The 22,583-nt window shown below is 72.6% G+C and carries 21 protein-coding genes; 9 read left to right on the forward strand and 12 right to left on the reverse strand.

Annotated features, from left to right (window positions below; genetic code table 11):
* Nucleotides 1-10 precede the first annotated feature (10 nt).
* Complete coding sequence (locus K8F61_RS07705; RefSeq protein WP_231821241.1) at nucleotides 11-439, reverse strand: hypothetical protein; 429 nt, start codon at nucleotides 437-439, stop codon at nucleotides 11-13.
* Between the two features lie 246 nt (nucleotides 440-685).
* Between K8F61_RS07705 and K8F61_RS07710 the strand changes: the two genes are divergently transcribed.
* On the forward strand, nucleotides 686-934 hold the full coding sequence (locus K8F61_RS07710) for a WhiB family transcriptional regulator (RefSeq protein ID WP_067248175.1): 249 nt from the start codon (nucleotides 686-688) through the stop codon (nucleotides 932-934).
* A 102-nt stretch (nucleotides 935-1,036) separates the two neighbouring features.
* On the opposite strand, the gene K8F61_RS07715 is transcribed toward K8F61_RS07710, so the two are convergent.
* Nucleotides 1,037-2,521: a sensor histidine kinase gene (locus K8F61_RS07715; RefSeq protein ID WP_067248177.1), complete on the reverse strand. Its 1,485-nt coding sequence runs from the start codon at nucleotides 2,519-2,521 to the stop codon at nucleotides 1,037-1,039.
* A gap of 54 nt (nucleotides 2,522-2,575) precedes the next feature.
* Nucleotides 2,576-2,962, reverse strand: coding sequence for an Rv3235 family protein (locus tag K8F61_RS07720; protein ID WP_067248180.1), 387 nt, complete (start codon nucleotides 2,960-2,962; stop codon nucleotides 2,576-2,578).
* Nucleotides 2,963-3,087: 125 nt separating this feature from the next.
* Between K8F61_RS07720 and K8F61_RS07725 the strand changes: the two genes are divergently transcribed.
* A complete protein-coding gene (locus K8F61_RS07725; RefSeq protein ID WP_231821242.1) occupies nucleotides 3,088-3,684 on the forward strand; it encodes a hypothetical protein in 597 nt (198 codons plus the stop codon).
* A gap of 34 nt (nucleotides 3,685-3,718) precedes the next feature.
* On the opposite strand, the gene K8F61_RS07730 is transcribed toward K8F61_RS07725, so the two are convergent.
* Complete coding sequence (locus tag K8F61_RS07730; RefSeq protein ID WP_231821243.1) at nucleotides 3,719-3,991, reverse strand: helix-turn-helix domain-containing protein; 273 nt, start codon at nucleotides 3,989-3,991, stop codon at nucleotides 3,719-3,721.
* Nucleotides 3,992-4,088: 97 nt separating this feature from the next.
* On the opposite strand from K8F61_RS07730, the gene K8F61_RS07735 reads away from it, so the two are divergent.
* The gene (locus K8F61_RS07735) at nucleotides 4,089-4,706 is read left to right on the forward strand and encodes an SAF domain-containing protein (RefSeq protein ID WP_231821244.1); all 618 of its coding nucleotides are present in this window, start codon (nucleotides 4,089-4,091) and stop codon (nucleotides 4,704-4,706) included.
* Nucleotides 4,706-5,983 carry a CpaE/TadZ family protein gene (locus K8F61_RS07740; protein WP_231821245.1) on the forward strand — a complete coding sequence of 426 codons (1,278 nt, stop codon included), beginning with the start codon at nucleotides 4,706-4,708 and terminating at the stop codon, nucleotides 5,981-5,983. Before K8F61_RS07735 ends, K8F61_RS07740 begins: the two co-directional genes overlap by 1 nt.
* Nucleotides 5,984-5,991: 8 nt before the next feature.
* Here K8F61_RS07740 and K8F61_RS07745 read toward each other — a convergent pair whose 3' ends face one another.
* The 3 genes from K8F61_RS07745 to secA all read right to left on the reverse strand — a co-directional run bounded on the left by K8F61_RS07745 (nucleotide 5,992) and on the right by secA (nucleotide 10,828).
* Nucleotides 5,992-7,215 (reverse strand): pyridoxal phosphate-dependent aminotransferase, encoded by a 1,224-nt coding sequence (locus K8F61_RS07745; protein WP_067249552.1) that lies wholly within the window; start codon nucleotides 7,213-7,215, stop codon nucleotides 5,992-5,994.
* A gap of 9 nt (nucleotides 7,216-7,224) precedes the next feature.
* Nucleotides 7,225-7,929, reverse strand: coding sequence for a GntR family transcriptional regulator (locus tag K8F61_RS07750; RefSeq protein ID WP_231821246.1), 705 nt, complete (start codon nucleotides 7,927-7,929; stop codon nucleotides 7,225-7,227).
* A gap of 91 nt (nucleotides 7,930-8,020) precedes the next feature.
* A complete protein-coding gene (secA, locus tag K8F61_RS07755; protein WP_231821247.1) occupies nucleotides 8,021-10,828 on the reverse strand; it encodes a preprotein translocase subunit SecA in 2,808 nt (935 codons plus the stop codon).
* 205 nt (nucleotides 10,829-11,033) lie between these two features.
* Here secA and K8F61_RS07760 point away from each other — a divergent pair, with 205 nt between their 5' ends.
* Both K8F61_RS07760 and K8F61_RS07765 read left to right on the forward strand, forming a co-directional pair.
* Nucleotides 11,034-11,642 (forward strand): PadR family transcriptional regulator, encoded by a 609-nt coding sequence (locus K8F61_RS07760; RefSeq protein ID WP_231821248.1) that lies wholly within the window; start codon nucleotides 11,034-11,036, stop codon nucleotides 11,640-11,642.
* A gap of 59 nt (nucleotides 11,643-11,701) precedes the next feature.
* On the forward strand, nucleotides 11,702-13,024 hold the full coding sequence (locus K8F61_RS07765) for a coiled-coil domain-containing protein (protein ID WP_231821249.1): 1,323 nt from the start codon (nucleotides 11,702-11,704) through the stop codon (nucleotides 13,022-13,024).
* A gap of 344 nt (nucleotides 13,025-13,368) precedes the next feature.
* On the opposite strand, the gene hpf is transcribed toward K8F61_RS07765, so the two are convergent.
* The 5 genes from hpf to mtrA form a co-directional block, all read right to left on the reverse strand.
* The gene (gene hpf / locus K8F61_RS07770) at nucleotides 13,369-14,025 is read right to left on the reverse strand and encodes a ribosome hibernation-promoting factor, HPF/YfiA family (RefSeq protein ID WP_067249527.1); all 657 of its coding nucleotides are present in this window, start codon (nucleotides 14,023-14,025) and stop codon (nucleotides 13,369-13,371) included.
* Between the two features lie 88 nt (nucleotides 14,026-14,113).
* Complete coding sequence (locus tag K8F61_RS07775) at nucleotides 14,114-14,869, reverse strand: ComF family protein (RefSeq protein WP_231821250.1); 756 nt, start codon at nucleotides 14,867-14,869, stop codon at nucleotides 14,114-14,116.
* A 108-nt stretch (nucleotides 14,870-14,977) separates the two neighbouring features.
* Nucleotides 14,978-16,681, reverse strand: a complete 1,704-nt coding sequence (locus K8F61_RS07780; RefSeq protein ID WP_231821251.1) for an LpqB family beta-propeller domain-containing protein — start codon at nucleotides 16,679-16,681, stop codon at nucleotides 14,978-14,980.
* The gene (mtrB, locus tag K8F61_RS07785; RefSeq protein ID WP_219086838.1) at nucleotides 16,678-18,366 is read right to left on the reverse strand and encodes an MtrAB system histidine kinase MtrB; all 1,689 of its coding nucleotides are present in this window, start codon (nucleotides 18,364-18,366) and stop codon (nucleotides 16,678-16,680) included. The genes K8F61_RS07780 and mtrB overlap by 4 nt, the downstream gene beginning before the upstream one ends.
* Before the next feature lie 6 nt (nucleotides 18,367-18,372).
* Nucleotides 18,373-19,053 carry an MtrAB system response regulator MtrA gene (gene mtrA / locus K8F61_RS07790; RefSeq protein WP_067250429.1) on the reverse strand — a complete coding sequence of 227 codons (681 nt, stop codon included), beginning with the start codon at nucleotides 19,051-19,053 and terminating at the stop codon, nucleotides 18,373-18,375.
* A gap of 188 nt (nucleotides 19,054-19,241) precedes the next feature.
* Here mtrA and K8F61_RS07795 point away from each other — a divergent pair, with 188 nt between their 5' ends.
* Genes K8F61_RS07795 through K8F61_RS07805 form a run of 3 tightly spaced genes read left to right on the forward strand, consistent with a single transcriptional unit; the run spans nucleotide 19,242 to nucleotide 22,467 of the window.
* Complete coding sequence (locus K8F61_RS07795; protein WP_231821252.1) at nucleotides 19,242-20,630, forward strand: DUF7847 domain-containing protein; 1,389 nt, start codon at nucleotides 19,242-19,244, stop codon at nucleotides 20,628-20,630.
* Nucleotides 20,627-21,268 (forward strand): DUF4129 domain-containing protein, encoded by a 642-nt coding sequence (locus K8F61_RS07800; protein WP_231821253.1) that lies wholly within the window; start codon nucleotides 20,627-20,629, stop codon nucleotides 21,266-21,268. Before K8F61_RS07795 ends, K8F61_RS07800 begins: the two co-directional genes overlap by 4 nt.
* Nucleotides 21,265-22,467 carry a DUF4350 domain-containing protein gene (locus tag K8F61_RS07805; protein WP_231821254.1) on the forward strand — a complete coding sequence of 401 codons (1,203 nt, stop codon included), beginning with the start codon at nucleotides 21,265-21,267 and terminating at the stop codon, nucleotides 22,465-22,467. Before K8F61_RS07800 ends, K8F61_RS07805 begins: the two co-directional genes overlap by 4 nt.
* Nucleotides 22,468-22,583: the final 116 nt, after the last annotated feature.

The following is a 22,583-nucleotide window of genomic DNA, read 5'->3' on the forward strand; positions in this document are numbered from 1 at the left end:
GTCCGGCCGGTCAGCGATCGGCCGGCGGAGCCTGGCCGTTCGGCTCCTCCAGGAAGCGACGGCGGGCCCGCGGTCCCTCCCTCCGCGTGAGCAGGAACAGCATTACGATCCCGAGCGCGCCGGGAAGCCCGACGGCCAGCACGAAGGCGGTCGGGAAGGGGCGCACGGACAGGGCGCTGAGCGCGGTCGCGACGGCGAGGATCTGCAGCACCATCCCGCCGGAGCGTCCCCAGGAGCGCCCGCGCAGCACGGCGATCGCCATGGCGACGAGCCCCAGTCCCCCGATGGCCGTCAGCACGATCAGCGCGAGCGCGGACGGCAGGGACGCCGCGTCCCCGGCGCCGAGGTGGAAGGCCTCGATCAGGGCGATCACGACGAGCGCGATCCCCTCGAGCGCCAGCAGCGCCGCCGTGACGATGGTGAGCTTCGAGGCGCGCATGGCCCTCCCGGTGTCGGTGCTCCGCCGTGCCCGTGGGCGGGCACGGCGGATGGAGTGCGGAGAAAACCCTTGATCATACGAGTTTCATGTAAGAGAATAGATCACAGCCATGTGCTCCCACAGCGGCGTGGGGCGAGCATCCGCTTGCAGTTCCCCTATGCATGACCGCGGGCAGCGCACCCGAACGTCGCCCGTTTCCGGAGTGCGCGTACGCGCGCTCATACGAAACCACACCGAGGAGCCCCCATGGATTGGCGCGACAAGGCCGCCTGTCTCACCGTCGACCCCGAGCTGTTCTTCCCCGTCGGGAACACCGGACCCGCCGTCGACCAGATCGAGAAGGCGAAGGCCGTCTGCGCCCGCTGCACCGTGACCGAGATCTGCCTGCAGTACGCCCTCGAGTCCAGCCAGGACTCGGGCGTGTGGGGCGGTCTCTCCGAGGACGAGCGTCGCGCGCTCAAGCGCCGCGCCGCCCGCGCCCGCCGCGCCTCCTGAGCCCCGTCGGGGCGTCTTCCCGCTGTTCGGGGCCCGTTCCGGGCCCCCGCGGCCCCGACCGGCGCCCCGACCCCCGGCCGTCCGCCCCGACGTGCGGATGCGTCAGGACCGGACCCAGCGCATCGGGATGTCGATGGTCACCTCGGTGCCTTCGCCGTCCGTACCCTGCCAGTCGATGGTCCCGCCGAGCTCGCCCTGGATCAGGGTGCGGATGATCTGCGTGCCCAGGCCCTGGCCGATCCGCCCCTCGGGCAGGCCGTGCCCGGTGTCGCGGACGATCACCCGCAGGTTCTCGTCCGTCCGCTTGGCCTCGATCGTGACCACGCCCTCCTGGCCGGCGAGCCCGTGCTCGACGGCGTTCGTCACGACCTCGGTCAGGGCGAGGGCCAGCGGCGTCGCATAGTCGCTCGGAAGCACGCCGAAGCGCCCGCTCGACTGCGTCCGCGCCCGCGTGTTCGGCGCCGCGGCGACCTCCGCCACCAACTTGAGCACACGGGCGAAGACCTCGTCGAAGTCGACCTTCTGCGCCAGTCCCCCGGCCAGGGTGTCGTGCACCACGGCGATCGACTCCACCCGTCGCATGGCCTGGGTCAGCGCGTCCCGCGCCTCCTCGGAATGCGTGCGCCGCGCCTGGATCCGCAGCAGCGAGGCCACCGTCTGGAGGTTGTTCTTCACCCGGTGGTGGATCTCCCGGATGGTCGCGTCCTTCGTGATGAGCTCCTGCTCCTGGTGCCGGAGCTCCGACACGTCGCGGCACAGCACGATCGCGCCGATCCGCGTGCCGTGGTCCCGCAGCGGGATCGCGCGCAGCGACACCGTGACGCCGCGCGCCTCGACGTCCGTGCGCCACGGCGCCCGGCCGGTGACCACGACGGGGAGCGACTCGTCGACCTGACGCGTGGCCGGGAGGATCCGGGCGGTGACCTCCGCCAGGGACTCCCCCTCGAGCTCGTCGTCGAAGCCCATCCGGTTGAAGGCGGACAGCGCGTTCGGGCTGGCGAAGGTCACCACGCCGTCCACGTCGATCCGGATGAGACCGTCCGAGGCGCGCGGGGCTCCGCGCCGAGGAGACGTGGGGGCGGCCAGGTCGGGGAACTCCCCGCTCGCCACCATGCGGAACAGATCGTCGGCGCACTCGTTGAAGGTGATCTGCTGGCGGGACGGCGTCCTCGCCTCACCCAGGTTGGTGTGCCGGGTGAGCAGGCCGATGACCCGCGGCGCGACGCCCTCCTGCACGCGCTCGCGGACGATCGGCACGGCGCGCACACGCGTCGGCGTCTCCTCGAACCAGTCCGGGGACGACGAGTCCACGATCTGCGCGGTGTCGAACGCCTCCTGCACCTGCGTGCGCCACTGGGGCCGGACACGTTCGCCGACGATGTCCCGATAGAAGAGCGTCGCCGCGCCGCTCGGCCGGGTGTGCGCGACCGCGATGAACGAGCCGTCCGAGGTCGCCACCCAGACCACGATGTCCGCGAAGGCGAGGTCCGCCAGCAGCTGGCCGTCGCCGGCGAGACGGTGGAGCCATTCGACGTCGTCGTCGTTCAGGCAGCCCTGGGCATGCACGAGGTCACTGAGAGTCGACACCCTCTCAGCCTACGGCCCGCGCAGGATCGACCCGTCCGCGGCCGCTGTGCATCGTCAGAGGACCGCGAGCGTGGTGACCCGCCATCGCCGGTCGTACCCTTCCAGCCGGATCGCCACGGCGCGGGTGCGGGCCGGACCCGCCACCACGATGGTCGCCTCGACCACACCGTCCGCGGGCGCGGAGCAGCGCGTGGACAGGATCCGGTACACCGGGCGCGTCGGCGCGACCCGGCGCGCGCTGCGTGCCCGCGCCGACAGGTTGGCGCGCGTGACGAGCGCCGCGTACGCCTCTTCCGTGAACCAGCGGGCGAGCTGCTCGACCTCGCGCACCCCGGCGAGGACCTCCAGAGCGCCCTGCGTGAGGCTGCGCAGCAACGGCAGCGGATCGGGCAGCTCGGCGGACGAGGTCGGCTGCGGCGCGAAGTCTTCGTACAGTGCCATCGATGGGCCCTCCCGGGATCGGACCTTCGAAGTAGAGCACGGGCCCGGGGCGCCGAACGGGCCGTGCGATGAGGAATGTGGATAACGCGTACGCGCGAATGCGATGGTCCTCTACGCTCGGCCGGATGGCATGGGAGCACCTGTTCGAGGACCTCGAGGACCAGCTCGCTTCGGGGTGGGAGGCGCAGCGGGCCGCGCTGGACGCGGAGTCCGAACGGCTGCGCATCGCCCGGCTGGAGCTGCGCACCCGGCTCGGCGCGCTGGTCCGCAGCGCCACCACGGTCACCGCGACGCTCGTCGACGCCACCACGATCCGCGGGCGTCTGTGCGGGGCGGGCGCGGACTGGGCCGCGCTCGTCCCGGCGGGAACGTCCGCGATGACGGTGCTCCCCCTGGCCGCCGTGACGCTGTGGGGTCTCGACCACGGCGCGGTCCTCGACAGCAGCACCGACGGAGAGTCGATGACGCCGCTGCAGGAGCGGATGACGCTCGGCTTCGTCCTGCGCGACCTCGTCCGCCGCCGCGCGGGCGTCACCGTCCGGATCCGGGGCGGACTCGTGCTCGCGGGGACGATCGACAGAGCCGGCGCCGATCATCTCGACCTCGCCCTGCACGACGCGGGAATGCCGCGCCGTACTCAGGCGGTGCAGGGGTTCCGCCTCATCCCGCTGGAGGCGCTCCTCAGCGTCCGCACCGAGGGCCCGACCCGCCTGCGCTCATGACGGCATCCGCGTGGGGAGCCGGGTCCTCGCACTGTCAGCGCCGGACCGGCGGACCCCACAGCTCCGGAAAGCTGGCGGCCTCGGACTGGCGCCATAGCGCGGCTCGCCGGCTGTCCTCGATCTGCGCGTCGAGATAGTCGGCGATGCTCTCCTCGTCTACGCGCCATCGCGCCGGGACTCCGACGCGGACCCCGCGCAGCCGCCCCTGAAGCACGAGGTCGATGACCTCGTCGACCTCGATCGCGAGCAGCTCGGCGACCTGTGCCGGCGCGAGGAGGGGCGCCTGCGGCGGGGGCTCCTGGGACATGCGACCATTGTCCTCCGGCACGCCGTTTCCGGTCCGAGGCCTGCCATGCTGTGGATAACTCCGTCGACACATGGCCCCGTTCTGTGACGATGTCCGGATGATCTCCGTACGTTCCTCCCGTCGCCCCTGGGCGGATCTCCGCTTCCTCATCGGGCTGGCCCTCATCGCCGCCTCGGTCGGGGGCGTGTGGCTCGTCGTGTCCGCCGCCCGGCAGACCGCCCCGGTGCTGCAGGCCACCCGTGTCATCGTCCCCGGGCAGGCCCTGACCTCCGCGGACGTGCGCGTCGTGGACGTGGCGCTCGCCGCCGCCGGGGACAGGTACCTCACGCCGACCTCCCTGGAGCCGGGATCCGTCGCCACGCGCACCATCGAGAACGGCGAGCTGGTGCCCGCCGCGGCGACCGCACCGGCGGACTCGACGTCGGTCACCTCGATCGTCGTGGACAGCGCCATCGCCGTCCCGCCGTCGATCGTCCCGGGCAGCGTCGTCGAGGTGTGGACCGCACCGCCTCTCCCCGACGGGCCGGGCTTCGCGCCGCCGAGGATCCTGCTGGCCGACGCCACCGTGGCCGCCGTCACCCGCGAGGAGAGCATGCTCGGCGGTTCCCGGGCGTCGCTGGAGCTGGTCGTCGACCGCGCCGAGGTCGGAGACGTCCTGGGCGCGATCACCGACGGCTCGGCGATGTCCGTCGTGCCGGTGCGGAAGCACCCCTGATGGCCGTTCTGCTCGCCCTCGACGAGGTCGTCGCGCAGGACCTGCGCGACGACCTCCCGCTCGCCGGGCACGTCGTCGCAGAGTGCATCCCCCCTTCCGTCCTCGCCGAGCGGATCGGTCGGGGACGGGCCCTGACCGCCGCCGGCCCGGTCCAGGCGGTGATCATGCCCGCCGATCGCGCGCTCATCGGGACCACGCTCCTCTCCGCCTGCGACCGCGCCGGCGTGCGCATCCTCCTGCTGGGCGACGGCGAGCGGGCGCGACGGCTCGCCCGTCGTCATGGTCTCGCCGATCCGCTGCCCGCCGACGCCACGGCCTGGACCATCGCGGATGCGCTCGCGGCCGCGAGCCGCCCGGGCCTCGCGCCGCCGACGGACCCCACCGACGAACCGCCGAGAGCGGGACGCCTCATCGCGGTCTGGGGGCCGCACGGCGCTCCGGGCCGCACCACGGTGGCCGTGCAGCTCGCAGCGACGCTCGCAGGATCCGGATCGGTCGCTCTCGTCGACGCGGACACGCATGCGCCCGCGATCGCGCTCCTGCTGGGCATCGACGACGACGCGCCCGGCCTCGCGGCCGCCTGCCGCCGCGCCGAGCGCGGTCAGCTCGACGGAGCGGAGCTGAGCCGACTGGCCCGTCCGGTCGAGACGGCGAACGGAACGCTCGACGTCCTCGCGGGCCTGAACCGACCGTCCCGCTGGCCCGAGCTCTCCACGGATCGGCTCCGGGCCGCGCTCACGGCCTCCCGGGCATGGGCCGACACCACGATCGTCGACGTCGCCGCGGGGCTGGAGGCGGACGAGGAGCTCCTGAGCGACCTGAGCATCCCCTCACGCAACGCCGCGACACGGACCGTCCTCGACGAGGCGGACCATGTCCTGGCGGTCGCCGCGGCGGACCCGCTCGGTGTCGCCCGGTTCGTCCGGGACTACCCCGAGGTCCGCGCGCACGCCGCCGACGCGCGCATCTCGGTCCTGGTCAACCGGCTGCGACCCGGTCCGCTCGGAATCGACGCCCGGGGACAGGTCCGGCGGGCGCTCGACCGGTTCTCCGGAATCTCCGACGTGCAGTTCCTGCCGGCGGATCCGAAGGGGTCGGACGCCGCGCTCCTGCATGCGCGGCCGGTCTGCGACGTCGCGCCGCGCTCTGCCTTCGCCGCCGCGATACGCCGCGTCGCCGCATCCCTGGAACGCGCGGACGCGCCGCTTGCCCCCTCCCCCGCCGGCGCGTCCGGCCGCCGCCGACGCAACGGGCGGCGGCCGGACGCACTCCGGTGAGCGCGGACCTACTGGCGGTAGCTGGAGAGGAAGTTGCCCAGGCGCTCGATGGCCTCGGTGATCACCCGCGGCTCGGGCAGGGTCACGACCCGGAGATGGTCCGGGGTGGGCCAGTTGAACCCGGTCCCCTGCACCAGCAGGATGCGCTCGGCGACGAGCAGGTCGTAGATGAGCTTGGCGTCGTCGTGGATCTCGTGCACGTTCGGGTCGAGACGCGGGAAGGCGTACAGAGCGCCCGCCGGCTTCACGCACGAGACGCCCGGGATCGCCTCCAGGCCTTCCCAGGCCGCGTCGCGCTGCTGGTGCAGCCGTCCGCTGGGCGCGATGAGGGCCTCGATCGACTGCACCCCGGACAGCGCCGCCTGGACGGCGTGCTGCGCCGGCACGTTCGGGCACAGCCGCGTCGACGCCAGGAGCGTGATGCCCTCCAGGAACCCGCGAGCGTGCTCCTTGGGCCCCGTGATCGCGAGCCAGCCCGACCGGTACCCCGCCACGCGATAGGTCTTGGACAGCCCGTTGAAGGTCAGGCACAGCAGGTCCGGCGCGAGCGTCGCCGTCGGGATGTGCACGGCGTCGTCGAACAGGATGCGATCGTAGATCTCGTCCGAGAGCAGCAGGAGGCCGTGCTCGCGCGCGATCTGCACCATCCCGGCCAGCACCTCACGGGAGTACACCGCGCCCGTGGGATTGTTCGGGTTGATGATCACGAGCGCCTTCGTCTTCGGCGTCACCTTGGAGCGCAGGTCCTCGAGATCCGGGTTCCAGCCGTTGTCCTCGTCGCAGAGGTAGTGCACCGGCGTACCGCCGGCGAGGCTCGTCATGGCCGTCCAGAGCGGGTAGTCGGGCGCGGGGATGAGCACTTCGTCGCCCTCGTCGAGGAGCGCCTGCATCGTCATGGTGATGAGCTCGGAGACCCCGTTCCCGAGGTACACGTCGTCCGGGTCCAGCGGCGGGAAGCCGTCGACCTCCTCGTAGCGGCTGACGACCGCCCGGCGCGCCGAGACGATCCCCTTGCTGTCGCTGTAGCCGTGCGCGGTCGGGAGGGTCGCGAGCATGTCCTGCACGATCTGGGGCGGGGCCTCGAACCCGAAGATCGCCGGGTTGCCGGTGTTGAGCTTGAGCACCGCGTTGCCCTCTGCCTCCAAGCGCGCCGCCTCGATGAGTGCGTTGCCGCGGATCTCGTAGAGGACGTGCTTCAGCTTGGACGACTGATCGAACTGGCGTGGTGTCATCGCCCAAGGCTACCGCCCGGCGAGGGCCTCCTCGGTCGGGTCGGGGCTCTCCGCCCGGGTGCGCACCGCTGCCGCGTGCGCTTCCCTCTCACGGCGGCTGCTGGCGATGTGCGCGGCCGCGAGCTCGGCGGCGCGGTCGCCGTCGCGGAGGCGCACGGCGTCGAACAGCCCCAGGTGCTCGTCGCCCATGTGCTGCACGTCGCTGTGCTGGGACAGCGCCCACCGCAGCCGACTGCGGATGCTGCGCATCATCGCCCGCAGCAGGTCGTTCTCACTGAGGTCGGTGACGATCTCGTGGAAGTCGGCCGCCGCGCGACGGGCGAGGACGTCGTCGCCCGCACGCGCCGCACGCTGTTCGGCGGTCAGGCATCGGTGCAGCCGCTCGAGCCCCTCGCGACGGTGGCGTTCGGCGGCCAGACGGAACGCCAGGGGCTCGAGCACCCCTCGCACCTCGTCGAGGTCCGTCATGTCGGCATCCGTGAACTCGCGGACGACCGCCCACGTGCGCGGGCGCAGCTCCACCAGTCCCTCGGCGTCCAGCTCCTTGAGCGCGTCGCGCACGGGCACGCGGCTGACGCCGATCTCAGCGGCGAGGTCGCGTTCGATGAGTCGGCTTCCCGGGGCGCGCTCGCCGTCGAGGATCGCGTCCCGAAGCCAGGACGCGACCCGCGTGGACTCGAGCTCACGGTCGTCGGCGGTGGTCACGGGGGCCATTCTTCCACTCCAGTGGCGTTCCGGACGGCAGCGCCCGCCCGGAACGACGACGGCCGGCCCCGAGGGGCCGGCCGTCGTATCGTCTCCCGCGCTACTTCTTCTTCGCCTGGGCGCGCCGCTCCGCGCGGTTCCCGGCCGGTGCGTCCTGCTCGACCCGCTGGCCGAAGGCGCCGCGCGCGGCCGGCGCGGCCGGCTCCTCGGCCTCCTCGCCGCCCTGGGCCGCGCGAGCGGCCGCCTGACGCATCCGGTCCGTGGCCGCCTGCTGCACCTGGCCCCGGTCGTTGCGGACCTCCACGTCCCCGGCGTCGTTGGGCGCCGAGTACTCCAGCCGCTGCTCGGACCCGGCTCCCACCAGGCCCTTCGCCTCGACCTCGGCGACGCCCTCCTCACCGGCGCGGCGCACCTCGACCTCGAGGTTGTAGAGGTAACCGACCGACTCCTCCTTGATCTGTCCCATCATCGACTGGAACATCGCGTAGCCCTCGCGCTGGTACTCGACCAGCGGGTCGCGCTGCGCCATGGCGCGCAGGCCGATGCCGTCCTTGAGGTAGTCCATCTCGTAGAGGTGGTCGCGCCAGCGGCGGTCGAGGACCTGCAGCACCACCCGGCGCTCCAGCTCGCGCGTGGCGGCCTCGCCGAGCGTCTGCTCGCGACGCTCGTACGCGATCAGGGCGTCCGAGAGGAGCTCCCGCTTGAGTCCCTCGGCGCTGATGCCGCCCTTGCGTCCGCCGGCTTCTGCGACGACCTCATCGATCGTGACGCCGACAGGGTAGAGCGTCTTCAGCTCCGTCCAGAGGCTGTCGAAGTCCCAGCTCTCGGTGTGCCCCTCGGCGGTGTGGTCATCCACGACCGCCGTGATGGCGTCCTCGATGAAGTGGCGGACGCGGTCCGCGATGTCGTCGCCCTCGAGGATGTGCCGACGGTCGGCGTAGATCGCCTCACGCTGGCGGTTCAGCACGTCGTCGTACTTCAGGACGTTCTTGCGCATCTCGGCGTTGCGCGCCTCGACCTGGCTCTGCGCGCTGCGGATCGCGCGGGTGACGAGACCGGACTCGATCGGCTGGTCGTCCGGGAAGTTCGAGCGCGCGAGGATCGCCTCGGCCGCCCCCGACTGGAACAGCCGCATCAGGTCGTCGGTGAGGCTGAGGTAGAAGCGGCTCTCGCCGGGGTCGCCCTGACGACCCGACCGTCCGCGGAGCTGGTTGTCGATACGGCGGGACTCGTGACGCTCGGTGCCGAGGACGTACAGCCCACCGGCCTCCGCGACCTTCGCGCCCTCCTCGGCGACCGTGGCCTTCATGGCCTCGTACGTCTCGTCCCAGGCGGCCTCGTACTCCTCCGGCGTCTCGACCGGGTCGAGACCCTTGCCCTTGAGCTCCTGCACCGCGAGGAACTCCGCGTTGCCGCCGAGCATGATGTCGGTGCCTCGTCCGGCCATGTTCGTGGCGACGGTGACGGCGCCGAGGCGTCCGGCACGCGCCACGATCTCCGCCTCGCGCGCGTGGTTCTTCGCGTTCAGGACCTCGTGCTTGATGCCCTTCTTGGACAGCAGCCGCGACAGGTACTCGCTCTTCTCCACGCTGACGGTGCCGACCAGGACGGGCTGCCCCTTGGCGTGACGCTCCGCGATGTCCTCGACCACCTGCGCGAACTTGGCCGTCTCGTTCTTGTAGACGAGATCGGCCTTGTCCTTGCGGATCATCGGCCTGTTCGTCGGGATCTGGACCACGCCCAGCTTGTACGTCGACATGAACTCCGCCGCCTCGGTGTCGGCGGTACCGGTCATGCCTGCGAGCTTCTCGTAGAGGCGGAAGTAGTTCTGCAGCGTCACCGTGGCCAGGGTCTGGTTCTCGGCCTTGACCGGGACGCCCTCCTTGGCCTCGATCGCCTGGTGGATGCCCTCGTTGTAGCGGCGCCCCACGAGGATGCGCCCCGTGTGCTCGTCCACGATCATGACCTCGTCGTTCATCACGACGTAGTCGGTGTCGCGCTTGAACAGGGCGAGCGCCTTGATCGAGTTGTTCAGGAACGAGATGAGCGGGGTGTTCGCGGACTCGTAGAGGTTGTCGATGCCGAGGTAGTCCTCGACCTTCTCGATGCCCGGCTCCAGCACGCCGACGGTGCGCTTCTTCTCGTCGACCTCGTAGTCCTCGCCGGCCTCGAGGGTCTTCGCGATCTTCGCGAACTCGGTGAACCAGCGGTTGGCCTCCCCCGACGACGGGCCCGAGATGATGAGCGGCGTCCGGGCCTCGTCGATGAGGATCGAGTCGACCTCGTCGACGATCGCGAAGAAGTGACCGCGCTGGACGAGGTCCTCCTTGCGCCAGGCCATGTTGTCGCGGAGGTAGTCGAAGCCGAACTCGTTGTTCGTGCCGTAGGTGATGTCGGCGGCGTACTGCTCACGGCGCACGTCCGGCGTCTGCCCGGAGACGATCACGCCCGTGGTCATGCCGAGGGCGCGGTACACACGGCCCATCAGCTCGGACTGGTACGACGCGAGGAAGTCGTTCACGGTGATGACGTGGACGCCGCGTCCCGCGATGGCGTTGAGGTAGCTCGGGAAGGTCGCGACGAGCGTCTTGCCCTCACCGGTCTTCATCTCGGCGATGTTGCCGCCGTGCAGGGCCGCGCCGCCCATGATCTGCACGTCGTACGCCCGCATGCCGAGGGTCCGCTTGGCCGCCTCGCGGACGGCCGCGAACGCCTCGGGCATGAGCTGGTCGAGGGTCTCGCCCTTCTCGAACCGCTCCCGCAGCAGCGCCGTCTCGCCCCGGAGGTCCTCGTCGCTGATCTTCTCGAAGTCCTCCTCGAGGGCGTTCACGGCCTTGACGACCTGCCCCAGACGACGCAGGGTCCGGCCTTCGCCCGCGCGCAGCAGCTTCTCAAGAGGATTCGCCACGGATGTCTCTCCTTGTGGTGGATGAAGCACGGCACGCAGAGGCACGCCGAACACATCCACCCATGTTACCGGCGCGTGACCTTGGCATCGCCTCCGAACTTCGCGCTCCGCGGACATCCGTCGCCGGACACGCCGCCGGTCGCGACGTGCAGACGCGCGGAGGCTCATCCCTATACTCGGAAACAGTTTCCGGGAAAGGGGACAGATGTCGGTCCGCCAGAGCCTCCTCGCGATCCTCGACCAGGGCCCCTGCTACGGGTACCAGCTGCGGGCGGAGTTCGATCGGCGCACGGGATCCGCCTGGCCTCTGAACGTCGGCCAGATCTACAACACCCTGGAGCGCCTGGAGCGGGACGGCCTCGTCGCGCGCGGCGAGCCGGACGAGCAGGGACACGTGTACTGGCGGATCACCCCGGCCGGCTCCGCGGACGTCGCCTCCTGGCTGGACTCCCCGGTCCTGCGCGAACAGGCGACCCGGGACGAGCTCGCCATCAAGCTCTCCGTGGCCGCCACGCTCCCGGGCGTGGACGCCGCCGAGGTCATCCGCCGCCAACGCGAAGCCTCGTCCGCCCGCCTGCAGGACCTCCGGCAAGCGACGCGCGCCGGAGCCGATCGGGAGGGTCCGGAGGAGCTGGCCCGATCCCTCGTGCTCGACTCGATGATCTTCGCCGCCGAGGCGGAGCTGCGGTGGCTCGACCACGTCGAGCAGCGCCTCGCCGCCCATCCCCGCCACGCGATGGCCCTGGAGCTCGCCACCGAGCGACCCAAGCGAGGCCGGCCCGCGCGATCGGCCCCGGCGGCGGTGCTCGCCTGATCGCGCACAGCGAAGCCGAACCCCAGCCGCGACATATCGGGACCTCGTAGGATCGACTCATGGCCGGGTTCTGGGGCAAGAGGAAACGTGAGCAGGAGGCGCTGCAGGCGCAGGACGACGATCTCGCTCGGCGCGCCGAGCAGGCGCTGGTCTCCGCCGACGAGCGGATCCGGACGGCCGGCGACGAGGTCGCCTTCGCCGTGGCCGAGCTGGGCGAGTCGCTGACCAAGGACTTCCGCGAGGCGCTCGACGCCGTGCGCTCGCACATGCGCGAGGCGTTCCAGCTGCATCAGCTCAACCACGACGAGATCCCCGACACGGCCGAGGAGCTTCGCACCCGCAACGCGCGCATCGTCCAGCTGTGCGAGTGGGCGGAGGACCTCATCGACGAGAAGTCCTCCGCGCTCGCGGAGTCCGTCTCGCGCGTGCGCCGCGCCCCGGAGATCACCGCGCAGGTGCGCACGGACGCCGCCGCCCTCGCCGAACGCCTCCCGCACGCCCGTCAGACGATCGAACGACTGACCCGCCGGTACTCGGACGAGGCGATGCTGCAGGTCTCCCGCAGCGCCGACGAGGCCGAGCAGCTGATCGCCTTCGCGCAGCACGGCGCGGACGTGTCCGAGCGCCGCCGCTCCGCACGCCAGAACGAGGAGGCCGTGCTGGCGCTGGAGACGGCGACGGAGGCCGTGCGCCGTGCCGGCGTGCTGCTCGACGCCGTCGAGGACTTCGAGATCGAGGCGCTGCGTGCGGAGTCCACCCTCGCCGAGGTCGTCATCGACTCCCGCGAGGACATCGTCGCCGCCCGATCCGTCGCCTCCGTCCCCGCCGTGGGAGAGGCGCTGCGGACGCTGGAGCAGGCCCTGGCGGCCCTCCCCCCGGCCGGCACGCGCTCGGATCCGTTCGCCGAGCTCTCGCGGCTGCGCGCCGCGAACACGGCACTGGACGAGGCGGTGGCCAAGGCGCGATACCGGGCCGAGAACCCGTTGCCGTCCGTCGAACACGTGCAACACGCCATCGACGACGCCGACCGGCAGCTGGGCGTGGCGCGTTCGCTGATCGCGGGCCATCGCGGCTGGATCGGCGCCGACGCCCGCACCCGGCTGGCCGAGGCGGAGCGGCTGCGCGTCGACCTTCCCACGCTGCTTCCCGCGGAGGACACGCGCGAGCAGGCCCTCGCCGCCGCGCGCCGGGTGGCCCAGCTCGCGGCCGAGGCGCTGCAGCTCGCGCAGCGCGACATCGACTCGTCCCGCCCGGACCAGGGCTGGGGCGGCGGTGACTCCTGGGGCGGCGGCGGTCGTCGCGGCCCCGGCGGCGGCGACATCGTCTCGGGCGTCCTCGGGGGCCTCGTCATCGGCAGCATCCTGGACGGCATCTTCGACTGAGGCCCTGCGCTGGGCTACCCGCGCGCCGCTCACGCGAGATCAGGCGAACGCGCGGGCTCAGGCGAACGCGCGACATCAGGCGATCCTGCTCTCTTACTGCCTGAACTCGCGCGTTTGCCTGATCTCGCGCGTTCGCATGTTCCCGTGACATCTCCTGTGCCTGCGTCGATGGAGACCCCCGCGCTGCACCCCTCACCAGGCGAGTTCAGGCGGACGCGCGAGTTCAGGCCCCCGTGCGCGTGGCTGCCTGAACTCGCGCGTTCGCCTGAACTCACGCGGGCATCGGATGCACGATGCGGCCCGGGGCACCGCGCCCCGGGCCGCATCGTGCGAGCGGCCGTGCGTCAGGAGGCGAGCTCCTCGGCCGGAGCCGCCTGGGTCGTCAGCGAGATGACGCCGTAGTCCCAGCCCTTGCGCCGGTAGACGACGCTGGGGTGGTCGGTGCGGGCATCGACGAACAGGAAGAAGTCGTGCCCGACGAGCTCCATCCGATCCACGGCCTCCTCGACCGTCATCCACTCGGCGTCGAAGTTCTTGGTGCGGATGACCACCGGGGAGTAGTTCTCCTCGTCGTCTCCCGCGATGGGGATCTCGCCCGTCGCGACGGCGTGCAGCACATCGGCGGGCGCGGGGCGGACGTCGATGCCGGTCAGCTCTCCGCTGCCCTTCTCGAAGTGCGCTCCCCTCGGGTGGTTGCGGCCGTCCACGCGCTTCTCCTTGGCCCGGCGGACCTGCTCCATGAGCTTGTCGATCGCCATGTCCAACGCGGCGAACTTGTCGCCGTCTCGCGCCTCGGCGCGGATCACCGGTCCGCGCCCGACCAGGGTGAGCTCGACGGTCTCGTCCTCGACCCGGCCGTTCCGATAGGACCGATGGGTGACCTTGACGTCGAGGCGTTGGGCCTTGGTCGCGAGGGTCGCGATCCGGGCCGTCTTCTCCTCGACGACCGTCCGGAACCGATCGCTGATGCTCACTCCCACACCGACGATGTTCGTTTCCATCCCTGACCTCCTTGTCCCGGTCCTCCCGGCCAAGGGCGGACCGTGGTCGCCTTGTGAACCCCTACCGTAGTCGCGGACGCGCGACCTGTCACCACCCGGATGCCCGTGTGTCGCCGCCGCCCGCGCCGGCCCGGTGCGCGTCGTCCGCCGACCCCGTCCGGGCGAGCCCGGCGCCCGGCGGCGTCGCGGCGAGCGCGACGCCGCCGACCACGCGGAACCCGGCGGCTCCGAGCGCCCGCGCCGCCTCGTCGAGCGTCGCGCCGGTGGTCACCACGTCGTCGACGACGAGGACCGACCAGCCGTCTCCCCCGCCCCGCGCCCGCATGCTGCCCGCGACGTTGCTCCGCCGTAGCGCCCTCCCGAGCCCCCGCTGGTCCCGCACCCGCCGGGTCGGCGTCAGGATCCGGCGCACCTGACCGCCCGTCCTGCGGGCGAGCAGCTCCGGGAGGCGGAACCCCCGACGCCGGAAGGACGCGTGAGAGGTGGGCACCGGGACGACGAGGTCGACAGGATCCGCATCCGGAGGGCGCGTGGCGAGGCACGCGCCCGCCGCCGCGCGCATGGCGGGGACGAGGGCGGGCAGCAGGCTGGTCCGCCCGTGCTCCTTGATGTCGCGGACGACCTGCGCGACGACGCCCTCGTACCGCAGCCCCGCGTGCACCGGCAGGCCGTCCGGCGTCCGCACGCACACCGGATCGGGCCGGAGCTGCGCCCGGCAGGTCGTGCACAGCGAGGTCGTCACCGCCCCGCAGCCTGCGCACTCCGCCCCGAGGAGCATGTCGGCGATGTCCGCGCCGAGCAGTCTCAGGCGGTCAGGCGGCGGTGGCGGAGTGTTGTGGTCCATCCCGGCACCCTGCCGCAGCGGACCGCGCCGCGGGGACGCCCGCCCGGATCTGTGAGCCGTCCGTCGCCGGTCAGGACGGTGCAGGACGAGCTCGTGCCCGCCCGCGGATCACGGGCTGTCGATCTGGGTCGCCAGCACCTGCACGCCGGCGCGCTCCGAGGACCAGGTCGTGCCGCTGCGCATCCACAGCGCACCGTCGTCCCCGCGCAGCCGCACGTTCGAGACAGGCGCGGCGGGCGCCACCGCCTGCGCGGCCACCGGGGTGTCCGTCGTCGTCGACGGCCCGCCGACCATCTGCTCGATGAGCTCCGGCCGCCCGTCGTCCTCGGCCAGGATGCCCAGCGTCCGGTCGTCGAGCCAGATCAGGTCGCGGACCTCGCCGGACACCCGTCCCGCGACGAAGTACGGCCGTCCGACGCCCGTCGGCTCCCCCTTCGCGTCGCGTTCGATGCCGGCGACCTCGATCCGCACCTGGGAGCCGACGGAGAGCGCCACGGCCACCCGGGCCCCGTCCCGGCTCACCGCCAGGGCGGAGATGCCCTGGGCGTCCTCGAACGCCGGCAGCGGATGGGAGACCACCGCGGGCGACCAGACCTGCACGCCGCCCGGGCTGGTGCGGGGCACGGTCCACGTGAACCCGTACGGATCCAGCGACGGTCTGATGAGGCCGGGGCGGCTGTCCAGCTCGTCCACCTGTTCCCCCGACACCGCGTACACACGGCCGCCGGTCGTCTGCACGATCGCCCGGGACGCCGCGCCGCTCGCCGTGATGGACGAGATCGGCTCCGGGAACCGTGCGATCGGCCCGGAGACGCCGTCGATCGGCGACACCTCGCTCCCGGACAGGTAGCCGAACCCGTCCTCCGTCAGCACGAGGGGGCGCGTGTCCACCGTGGTCGATGAGAAGGGCGCCGCCGAGGTGCCCAGCTCGGTGCCGTTCACCGTCAGGCGCACCTGGAGCACGCCGACCGCGGCCAGGCTCCGCTCGAGCTGCGTCCGCATCCGTGCGAGCGTGACGTCGTCGACGCCGAGCGCCGCCTGGCTCAGGTCCACCTCGGCGATCTGCGCGTCGACGGAGACCGTCTCCCGGCCGAGCTCGACGTCGCCGGTGAACGCGGTGCGCACCGACTCCACGAGCCAGGGGCTGGGGGCTCCCGCCACCAGGGCCTGGACGATGCGCGACGCGGTGTTCTTGCGCTTGGGAAACCATCGCACGTCCGGCACCAGATAGGTCCACGTCGCGTCGAAGTAGACCACCGGGTACGGCCGGAGGACGTCCTCGGCGGCGAAGGTCCGCGCGTCCAGCAGGATCCCGTCCGGCGCCCGGGCGATGCGCCACTGCCCCGCGTCGTCCTTCTTCAGCTCGTAGGAGACCTCCGCCGCGCCGGAGGCGACCGAGTAGGAGCCGTTCTGATCGATGGTCGCCGACTGCTGGATCGCGAGCCGGACGCTCGTCTCGTCCGTGTCCGCCTCGAGGGTCGGCCCCGCGTACCGGCGCTCCGCGGACGCGTCGATGGTGACGCCGGCATTCGGCTTCCAGCTCTCCTGGAACGGGCCGATGAGGAAGCTGCGGGCGACGTCCCAGTTGTCGGCGGGGTTCGCGGCGGCGTCGATGAACCCGCGCACGATCTGCTCGGGATCGGCGCCGTCCGAGGGCCCGCGGGCGAGGTAGGTCAGATCCGACTCGTCCGACGCACCGTCGCCCGAGTTCCCGGGCCGCACCTCGCCGGTCGTCGGGAGCGATGCGCACGCGGCCAGGCTCAGCGCCAGCAGCGCGACGACGGCGGAGCGGATGACGCGTCCGACGCTCATGAGTCCTCCTTCCCCGGTGCGGCGGAGGTCGGCGGCTCCGCGCGCGGCACCACGATCGGCTCGGTGACGACACCGAGATCCGCCAGGCTCGTCTGGGGCTCCAGCGGGACCGGCGAGGGGCCGTCCAGCGTGCGACCGTGCCGCGGCAGGGTGAGCACGAAATTCGTCCCCACGCCCCGTTCCGACCACACGGCCAGCGTCCCGCCGTGCAGACGGGCGTCGCCGAGCGCGATGGACAGGCCGAGCCCTGTGCCGCCGATCGTGCGCTGTCGCGAGGGGTCCGCACGCCAGAACCGGTCGAACACCCGCGCGGCGTCCGCCGGCGCCATGCCCATCCCCGAGTCCTGCACGCCGACGGCGACCGCGTGCTGGTTGCTGTCCACCGTGATCACCACCGGCCGCCCCTCGCCGTGCTCGATGGCGTTGCCGATCAGGTTGCGCAGCACCCGGCGCACGCGCCGCGGATCCATGTCTACCGGCGTATGACCGCCCGGTGCCACGAAGCGCAGCTCCGTCCCGTGGCCGGCGGCGAGCGGGCGCAGCTCCTCGGTCATGTCCTCGGCCAGGTGCGCGAGGCTGGTCGCCTCCGTCTCCAACTGCACGGACCCGGCGTCGTAGCGGCTGATCTCGAGCAGATCCGCGAGGAGGGTGTCGAAGCGCTGCACCTGGGTGTGCAGAAGCTCCACGGTCCGGCCGGTCGTCGGGTCGAAGTCCGCGCGCTGGTCGTTGAGGATGTCGGCCGCGAGCCGGATCGTGGTCAGCGGCGTGCGCAGCTCGTGCGAGACGTCGGACACGAAGCGCTGCTGGACCAGCGAGAGCTCGCTGAGCTCCTTGATCTGCGCCTCGATGCTCTCGGCCATCGCGTTGAACGATCGCCCGAGCGTGGCGAGCTCGTCGTCGCCGCGCACCGGGAGGCGGACGGCCAGCTCCCCCGCCGCCAGCCGGGCGCTGGTCTCCGCGGCCTCCGTCACCGGCTGGACCACCGACCGCAGCGCCACCCAGGCGATCGCGGCGATGAGGGCGACGAGGACGATCCCCGCCACCCACAGCACGCTCTGCACGAGCTGGAGGGTCTGCGCGGTGTCGGCGAGGTCGTACGCGATGTAGAGCTCGTACGCGCCCGCCCCGGGCAGCGTCAGGAGCTGCCCGACGACGATCCCGGCGTGCGCGGGCCCCTCCCCGTCCTCCAGGGCCACGGGCTGCCACCACTGCGTGTCCGCGTGCTCGATCACCGCCCGCTGGAGCTGCGGCGAGATCAGCGACTCCGTCATCCCCCGCTGGTACCCGGGCGGCGCCGTCAGCGACGGTGCGTCGTCGACGCGGCGGATCGTGATCATGTCCGACGAGGAGAACGTGCCCAGTCGCTCGATCGCGTCGCGCATGAGGCCGTCCAGAGCGGAGCGCTCTCCCTGCGCATCACCGGAGTTCAGCACGGACTGCGCGGAGGCGGTCGCTCGCTGCGCGTCGTCCAGCACCTGGGCCTTGCGCGCCTCCCAGAGGTTGTTCTGGATGGCCAGGGCCATCGCCACGCAGGTCACCAGGATCGCCACCGAGGTCAGGGCGAGCGTGACCACCAGCGTGCGGAACCGCAGCGAACTGCCCCAGAGCGCGGCGAGCGCCTGCGGCCAGCCCCTCCAGTCGCGCACGATCGCGGAGCCGGAGACCGGGGACGATGCGGGCGGCACGATGGCCTAGCCCGCGCTCCCGGCCCGGTAGCCGACGCCGCGCACGGTCATGACGATCCGGGGGTTGTCGGGGTCGAGCTCGACCTTCGCGCGCAGCCGCTGCACGTGCACGTTGACCAGCCGGGTGTCGGCCTTGTAGTGGTATCCCCAGACCTGTTCCAGCAGCATCTCGCGGGAGAAGACCTGCTGCGGCTTGGAGGCCAGGGCCACGAGGAGCTGGAACTCCAGCGGCGTCAGCGCGATCGGGTCCGTTCCCCGGCGCACCTCGTGCGCATCGACGTCGATCGTGAGATCCCCGATGCGCAGCACGTCCGTGCTCGACTGGGGCGTCGGACGGAGGCGAGTGCGGATCCGGGCGACGAGCTCCTTGGGATTGAACGGCTTGATGATGTAGTCGTCGGCGCCGACCTCGAGCCCGCGGACCACGTCGGCCGTGTCGCTGCGCGCGGTGAGCATGATGATCGGGACGCCGGACTCCGCCCGGATGCGGGTGCAGATCTCGATCCCGTCCATGCCCGGGAGCATGAGGTCCAGCAGAACGAGGTCGGGACGCTGGGTCCGCCACTCCTCCACGGCACGGGCGCCGTCCGCGCAGAAGACCGGTTCGAAGCCCTCGGTGCGCAGCACGATGCCGATCATCTCGGCGAGAGCCGTGTCGTCGTCGACCACGAGGATGCGTGAGGTCATGGTGCCCAGTCGTCTTTCGTCGCTCGAATGCAGGCGCGGACGATCCACGGCGCCCCCGCATGGGCACCAGCGTACTTCACCGCCGCGCGACCGACGGGGAGGCCCGGTGGCGGGTCGGCCGCGGCCCCGGGCCCGCCGGAGCCGGGTGTGACACGATGGACGCAGATCCACGACCTCCGGAGGAGCACGTGAGCGGACCGACCTGGACACCCGCCCCCCGCCCGGGGCTGATCCCGCTGCACCCGCTGGGCTTCGGCACCCTCCTGGGGAAGGCCTTCGCCGCTCTGCGCCACAACCCCAAGGTGCTGTTCGGTTTCGCGGTGGTCGTCCAACTCGTCGTCGTGATCGTCACCGCCGCCCTGCTCGGCGCCGTCATGGTCGGCGCCTTCTCCCGGCTGAACACCCTCCGCCAGGGCTCCGACGAGTTCCTCACGATCCTCATCGGCTCGACGGCCCTCGTCGCCGTGGCCGGGATCGCGATCAGCCTCGGGTCCGTCGCCTTCTCGGCTCTCGTCCAGGGCGTCGTCGCCTCCGACGTGGCGGCCGCCGTGCTCGGCGACAAGGCGACGCTCGGGGCCCTGTGGCGCCGCGTGCGTCCCGTCGCATGGCGGCTCATCGGATACGCCCTGCTGCTGGGCGTCGCCGTCTCCGCGCTCCTCCTGCTCCTGGCCGCCGTCACGTTCGGCGGGATCGGCGCCCTGGGCGGGTACTCGGAGGCGTCCCTGGCGATCGCGACGGTCGTCGCGATCCTCGCCTTCCTCGGCGCGCTCCCCCTCGGGATCTGGCTGAACACGAAGCTGCTGCTCGTGCCGAGCGTCCTCGTGCTGGAGCGGGCGACGATCCGCGGCGCGATCGTGCGGTCGTGGCGGCTGACCCGAGGACGGTTCTGGGTCGCCTTCGGGGTGACGGCGCTGATCGGGCTCATCATGGGCCTGGCGGCGCAGGTCGTCGGCATGCCGGCCTCGATGCTCAGCTCCCTGTTCATCCCCGTGATCGCGCCCACCGGGACCAACGACGCCTCCGCCATCGCGGGGTTCGTGCTGGCGATGCTCGTGCCGCAGCTGCTGATCATCGTGATCCAGGCGATCGCCACGGTCGTCCAGGCCACCGGTGCCACGCTCGTCTACCTGGACTGCCGGATGCGGCACGAGGCCCTGGACCAGGACCTGCTCGCGGCCGTGGAGCGGCGTCAGGCCGGACAGGATCTCGGCTCCGACCCGTTCGCCGTCGACCCGTCGCGCGCCGTGACCGCCGAGTACCGGCCGCTGCAGAAGACGGTGTGGGACTCTGCAGCCGCCCCCTATCCCGGGCCCGCCCCCTTCCCTGTCGGTACCCCGTACCCGCCCGCGCCCGGCTCCGTCCCGCCCGGGTCGTACCCGCCCGCGCCCGGGTCCTTCGCGCCGTCCGGACCCTCCGTCCCGCCGTACGCGACGCCGGCGCCGCCCGCCCCCGCGCCGGCCGCACCTCCCGCCGCCCCCGCACCGCCGGTAGCCCCGCTGCCGCCGACCGACGACAGCCCCTGGGCGCCGCGCGACGGCGAGCGTCGCTGGACGGCTCCGGGATCCGACGGCGCATGAGCCGCGTGCACCTGCAGATCCCGCTCATCCCCGACGGGGACGAGGCCCAGCGCTGGGCGGAGCAGGAGCTCTCGCGACCCGAGTACGCCGAGGCACGACCGACGCTGTTCGACCAGTGGGCCCGCGCCGTGGCGGAGTTCCTCGCCGACCTGTTCACCCCGCAGGGCGGCGGGAACCTCGGCCCTGTGGCGTTGACCCTCGTCTGCATCGTCGTCGTCGCCGCGCTCGTCATCGTCCTCATCCTCTGGGGCCGTCCGCGACGGTCGTTCGCCCGCCGCGCCGCCACGGACCTCCTCGGCAGCAGGGACGCCCGCTCCGCCGCGGAGCTGCGCGCGGACGCCGAGCGCAGCGCTCGCGCGGGAGACTGGGACGAGGCCGTCGTCCTCGGGTACCGGGCGCTCGCCCGCTCACTGCAGGAACGCGACCTCATCGCGCCCGCGCCCGGTGCGACGGCACAGACGATCGCCCGGGAGGCGACGGTCGCGTTCCCGGAGGAGGCCGAAGCGCTGCGGCGGGCGGCCGAGTCCTTCGACGATGTGCGGTATCTCCGCCACCCCGGCACGTCCGAGCGGTACCGGGACCTCGCGGACACCGACGCACGCCTCCAGGCGGCACGGCCGGAGCTGGTTGCCGCATGAGCACCGCGCAGGACAGCACGACGCAGGACGCCTCGACGGCGTCGACGGTCGTCCGCACGCGCGGCGGCGCCACCCGTGCGCTCGCGTGGATCCTGATCGTCCTCGTCCTCCTCGGCGTCGCGGTGGTCGCGCTCCAGGTGGCGGCGCAGCGCCCCGGGCTGCGCACGGGATTCGACCCCGAGGGCAACGGCCCCGGCGGCACCCGTGCTCTGGCGGAGATCCTCCGCGCCCAGGGCGTGGAGGTCGACGTGGTCCGCAGTCGTATCGAGGCCGCGCAGACGATGGACGAGCGCTCGACGCTCGTCCTGGCCGATCCGTACGCGCTCTCCGACGACGCCGTGCGGACGCTGATCGGCGAGGCGGACGACGTCGTGATGCTCACCGGCAGCGCCCGCATGCTGCGCATCCTCGGGCTCGGCGACTACGCCGCAGGGAGTGCATCCGGCCCGCTGACGGCCTCGTGCGACCTGCCGGAGTTCGCCCGGGTCGGCGAGATCGAGCCCGGTCAGCTCTTCCGGCCCGCGGACGGGGTCACCGCCTGCTTCGCCGACGATGCCGGGGCGGCCGTTCTCGTGGCCGACGAGGGCGACCGCCGCCGCGCGATCATCGACGGCTCGCGCCTGCTCACCAACGAGCGCCTCGCGGAGAACGGCAACGCCGCGCTGGGCCTGGCCCTCCTCGGTCAGCACGAGCGCGTCGTCTGGTACGTCCCCTCGTTCGGCGACACCGACCTCGAACCCGGCGACGCGGAGGCCACCCTGGCCGAGCTGACACCGGGATGGGTGACCCCGGCGATCCTCACCCTCCTCGTCGCCGCGATCGTGGCCGGCGTCTGGCGGGGCCGCCGCTTCGGCCCCCTCGTGGCGGAGACCCTCCCGGTGACCGTCCGCGCTTCCGAGACCATGCACGGGCGGGCGCGCCTCACCGCGCACGCCGCGGACGCCGGGCACGCCGCCCAGGCGCTGCGTGCGGGCACCATCGGACGCCTCGCCGCACGGCTGGCCATGCCCGCCGCCGATCCCGCCGCCGTCGCCGATGCGGCGGCGGACCGCGTGCAGGCGTCCCGGGACTCCGTGCGCCCGCTGCTGACCGGCCCGGTGCCGAGCACCGATCCCGACCTCATCCTGTTCGCGCGCCGGCTCGCCGCGCTCGAGACCGCGGTCGACGACGTCGTCCGCATCGAAAGGAGCACCCCGTGACCGATCCCCGCGACCCGGCCGCCGCGCCCCCTCCGCCCGCCGCCCCTCCGGCGCCTCCCACGCCCGCGCCGGGCCCGGGCGGGACGACGTCCTCGCCGGCGCCGGCGGACACGGCC

This window comes from Microbacterium resistens, from assembly GCF_021172025.1.
GTDB lineage: Bacteria > Actinomycetota > Actinomycetes > Actinomycetales > Microbacteriaceae > Microbacterium > Microbacterium resistens.

Bases quoted from the DNA above. Each gene is read 5' to 3' on its own strand.
- K8F61_RS07740 (WP_231821245.1), top strand. From the start codon at position 4,706: ATGGCCGTTCTGCTCGCCCTCGACGAGGTCGTCGCGCAGGACCTGCGC.
- K8F61_RS07730 (WP_231821243.1), bottom strand. From the start codon at position 3,991: ATGTCCCAGGAGCCCCCGCCGCAGGCGCCCCTCCTCGCGCCGGCACAG.
- K8F61_RS07780 (WP_231821251.1), bottom strand. From the start codon at position 16,681: ATGAGCGTCGGACGCGTCATCCGCTCCGCCGTCGTCGCGCTGCTGGCG.
- K8F61_RS07710 (WP_067248175.1), top strand. From the start codon at position 686: ATGGATTGGCGCGACAAGGCCGCCTGTCTCACCGTCGACCCCGAGCTG.
- K8F61_RS07705 (WP_231821241.1), bottom strand. From the start codon at position 439: ATGCGCGCCTCGAAGCTCACCATCGTCACGGCGGCGCTGCTGGCGCTC.
- K8F61_RS07765 (WP_231821249.1), top strand. From the start codon at position 11,702: ATGGCCGGGTTCTGGGGCAAGAGGAAACGTGAGCAGGAGGCGCTGCAG.
- K8F61_RS07760 (WP_231821248.1), top strand. From the start codon at position 11,034: ATGTCGGTCCGCCAGAGCCTCCTCGCGATCCTCGACCAGGGCCCCTGC.
- hpf (WP_067249527.1), bottom strand. From the start codon at position 14,025: ATGGAAACGAACATCGTCGGTGTGGGAGTGAGCATCAGCGATCGGTTC.
- K8F61_RS07805 (WP_231821254.1), top strand. From the start codon at position 21,265: ATGAGCACCGCGCAGGACAGCACGACGCAGGACGCCTCGACGGCGTCG.
- mtrA (WP_067250429.1), bottom strand. From the start codon at position 19,053: ATGACCTCACGCATCCTCGTGGTCGACGACGACACGGCTCTCGCCGAG.
- K8F61_RS07800 (WP_231821253.1), top strand. From the start codon at position 20,627: ATGAGCCGCGTGCACCTGCAGATCCCGCTCATCCCCGACGGGGACGAG.
- K8F61_RS07750 (WP_231821246.1), bottom strand. From the start codon at position 7,929: ATGGCCCCCGTGACCACCGCCGACGACCGTGAGCTCGAGTCCACGCGG.
- K8F61_RS07735 (WP_231821244.1), top strand. From the start codon at position 4,089: ATGATCTCCGTACGTTCCTCCCGTCGCCCCTGGGCGGATCTCCGCTTC.
- K8F61_RS07720 (WP_067248180.1), bottom strand. From the start codon at position 2,962: ATGGCACTGTACGAAGACTTCGCGCCGCAGCCGACCTCGTCCGCCGAG.
- K8F61_RS07745 (WP_067249552.1), bottom strand. From the start codon at position 7,215: ATGACACCACGCCAGTTCGATCAGTCGTCCAAGCTGAAGCACGTCCTC.
- K8F61_RS07775 (WP_231821250.1), bottom strand. From the start codon at position 14,869: ATGGACCACAACACTCCGCCACCGCCGCCTGACCGCCTGAGACTGCTC.
- K8F61_RS07725 (WP_231821242.1), top strand. From the start codon at position 3,088: ATGGCATGGGAGCACCTGTTCGAGGACCTCGAGGACCAGCTCGCTTCG.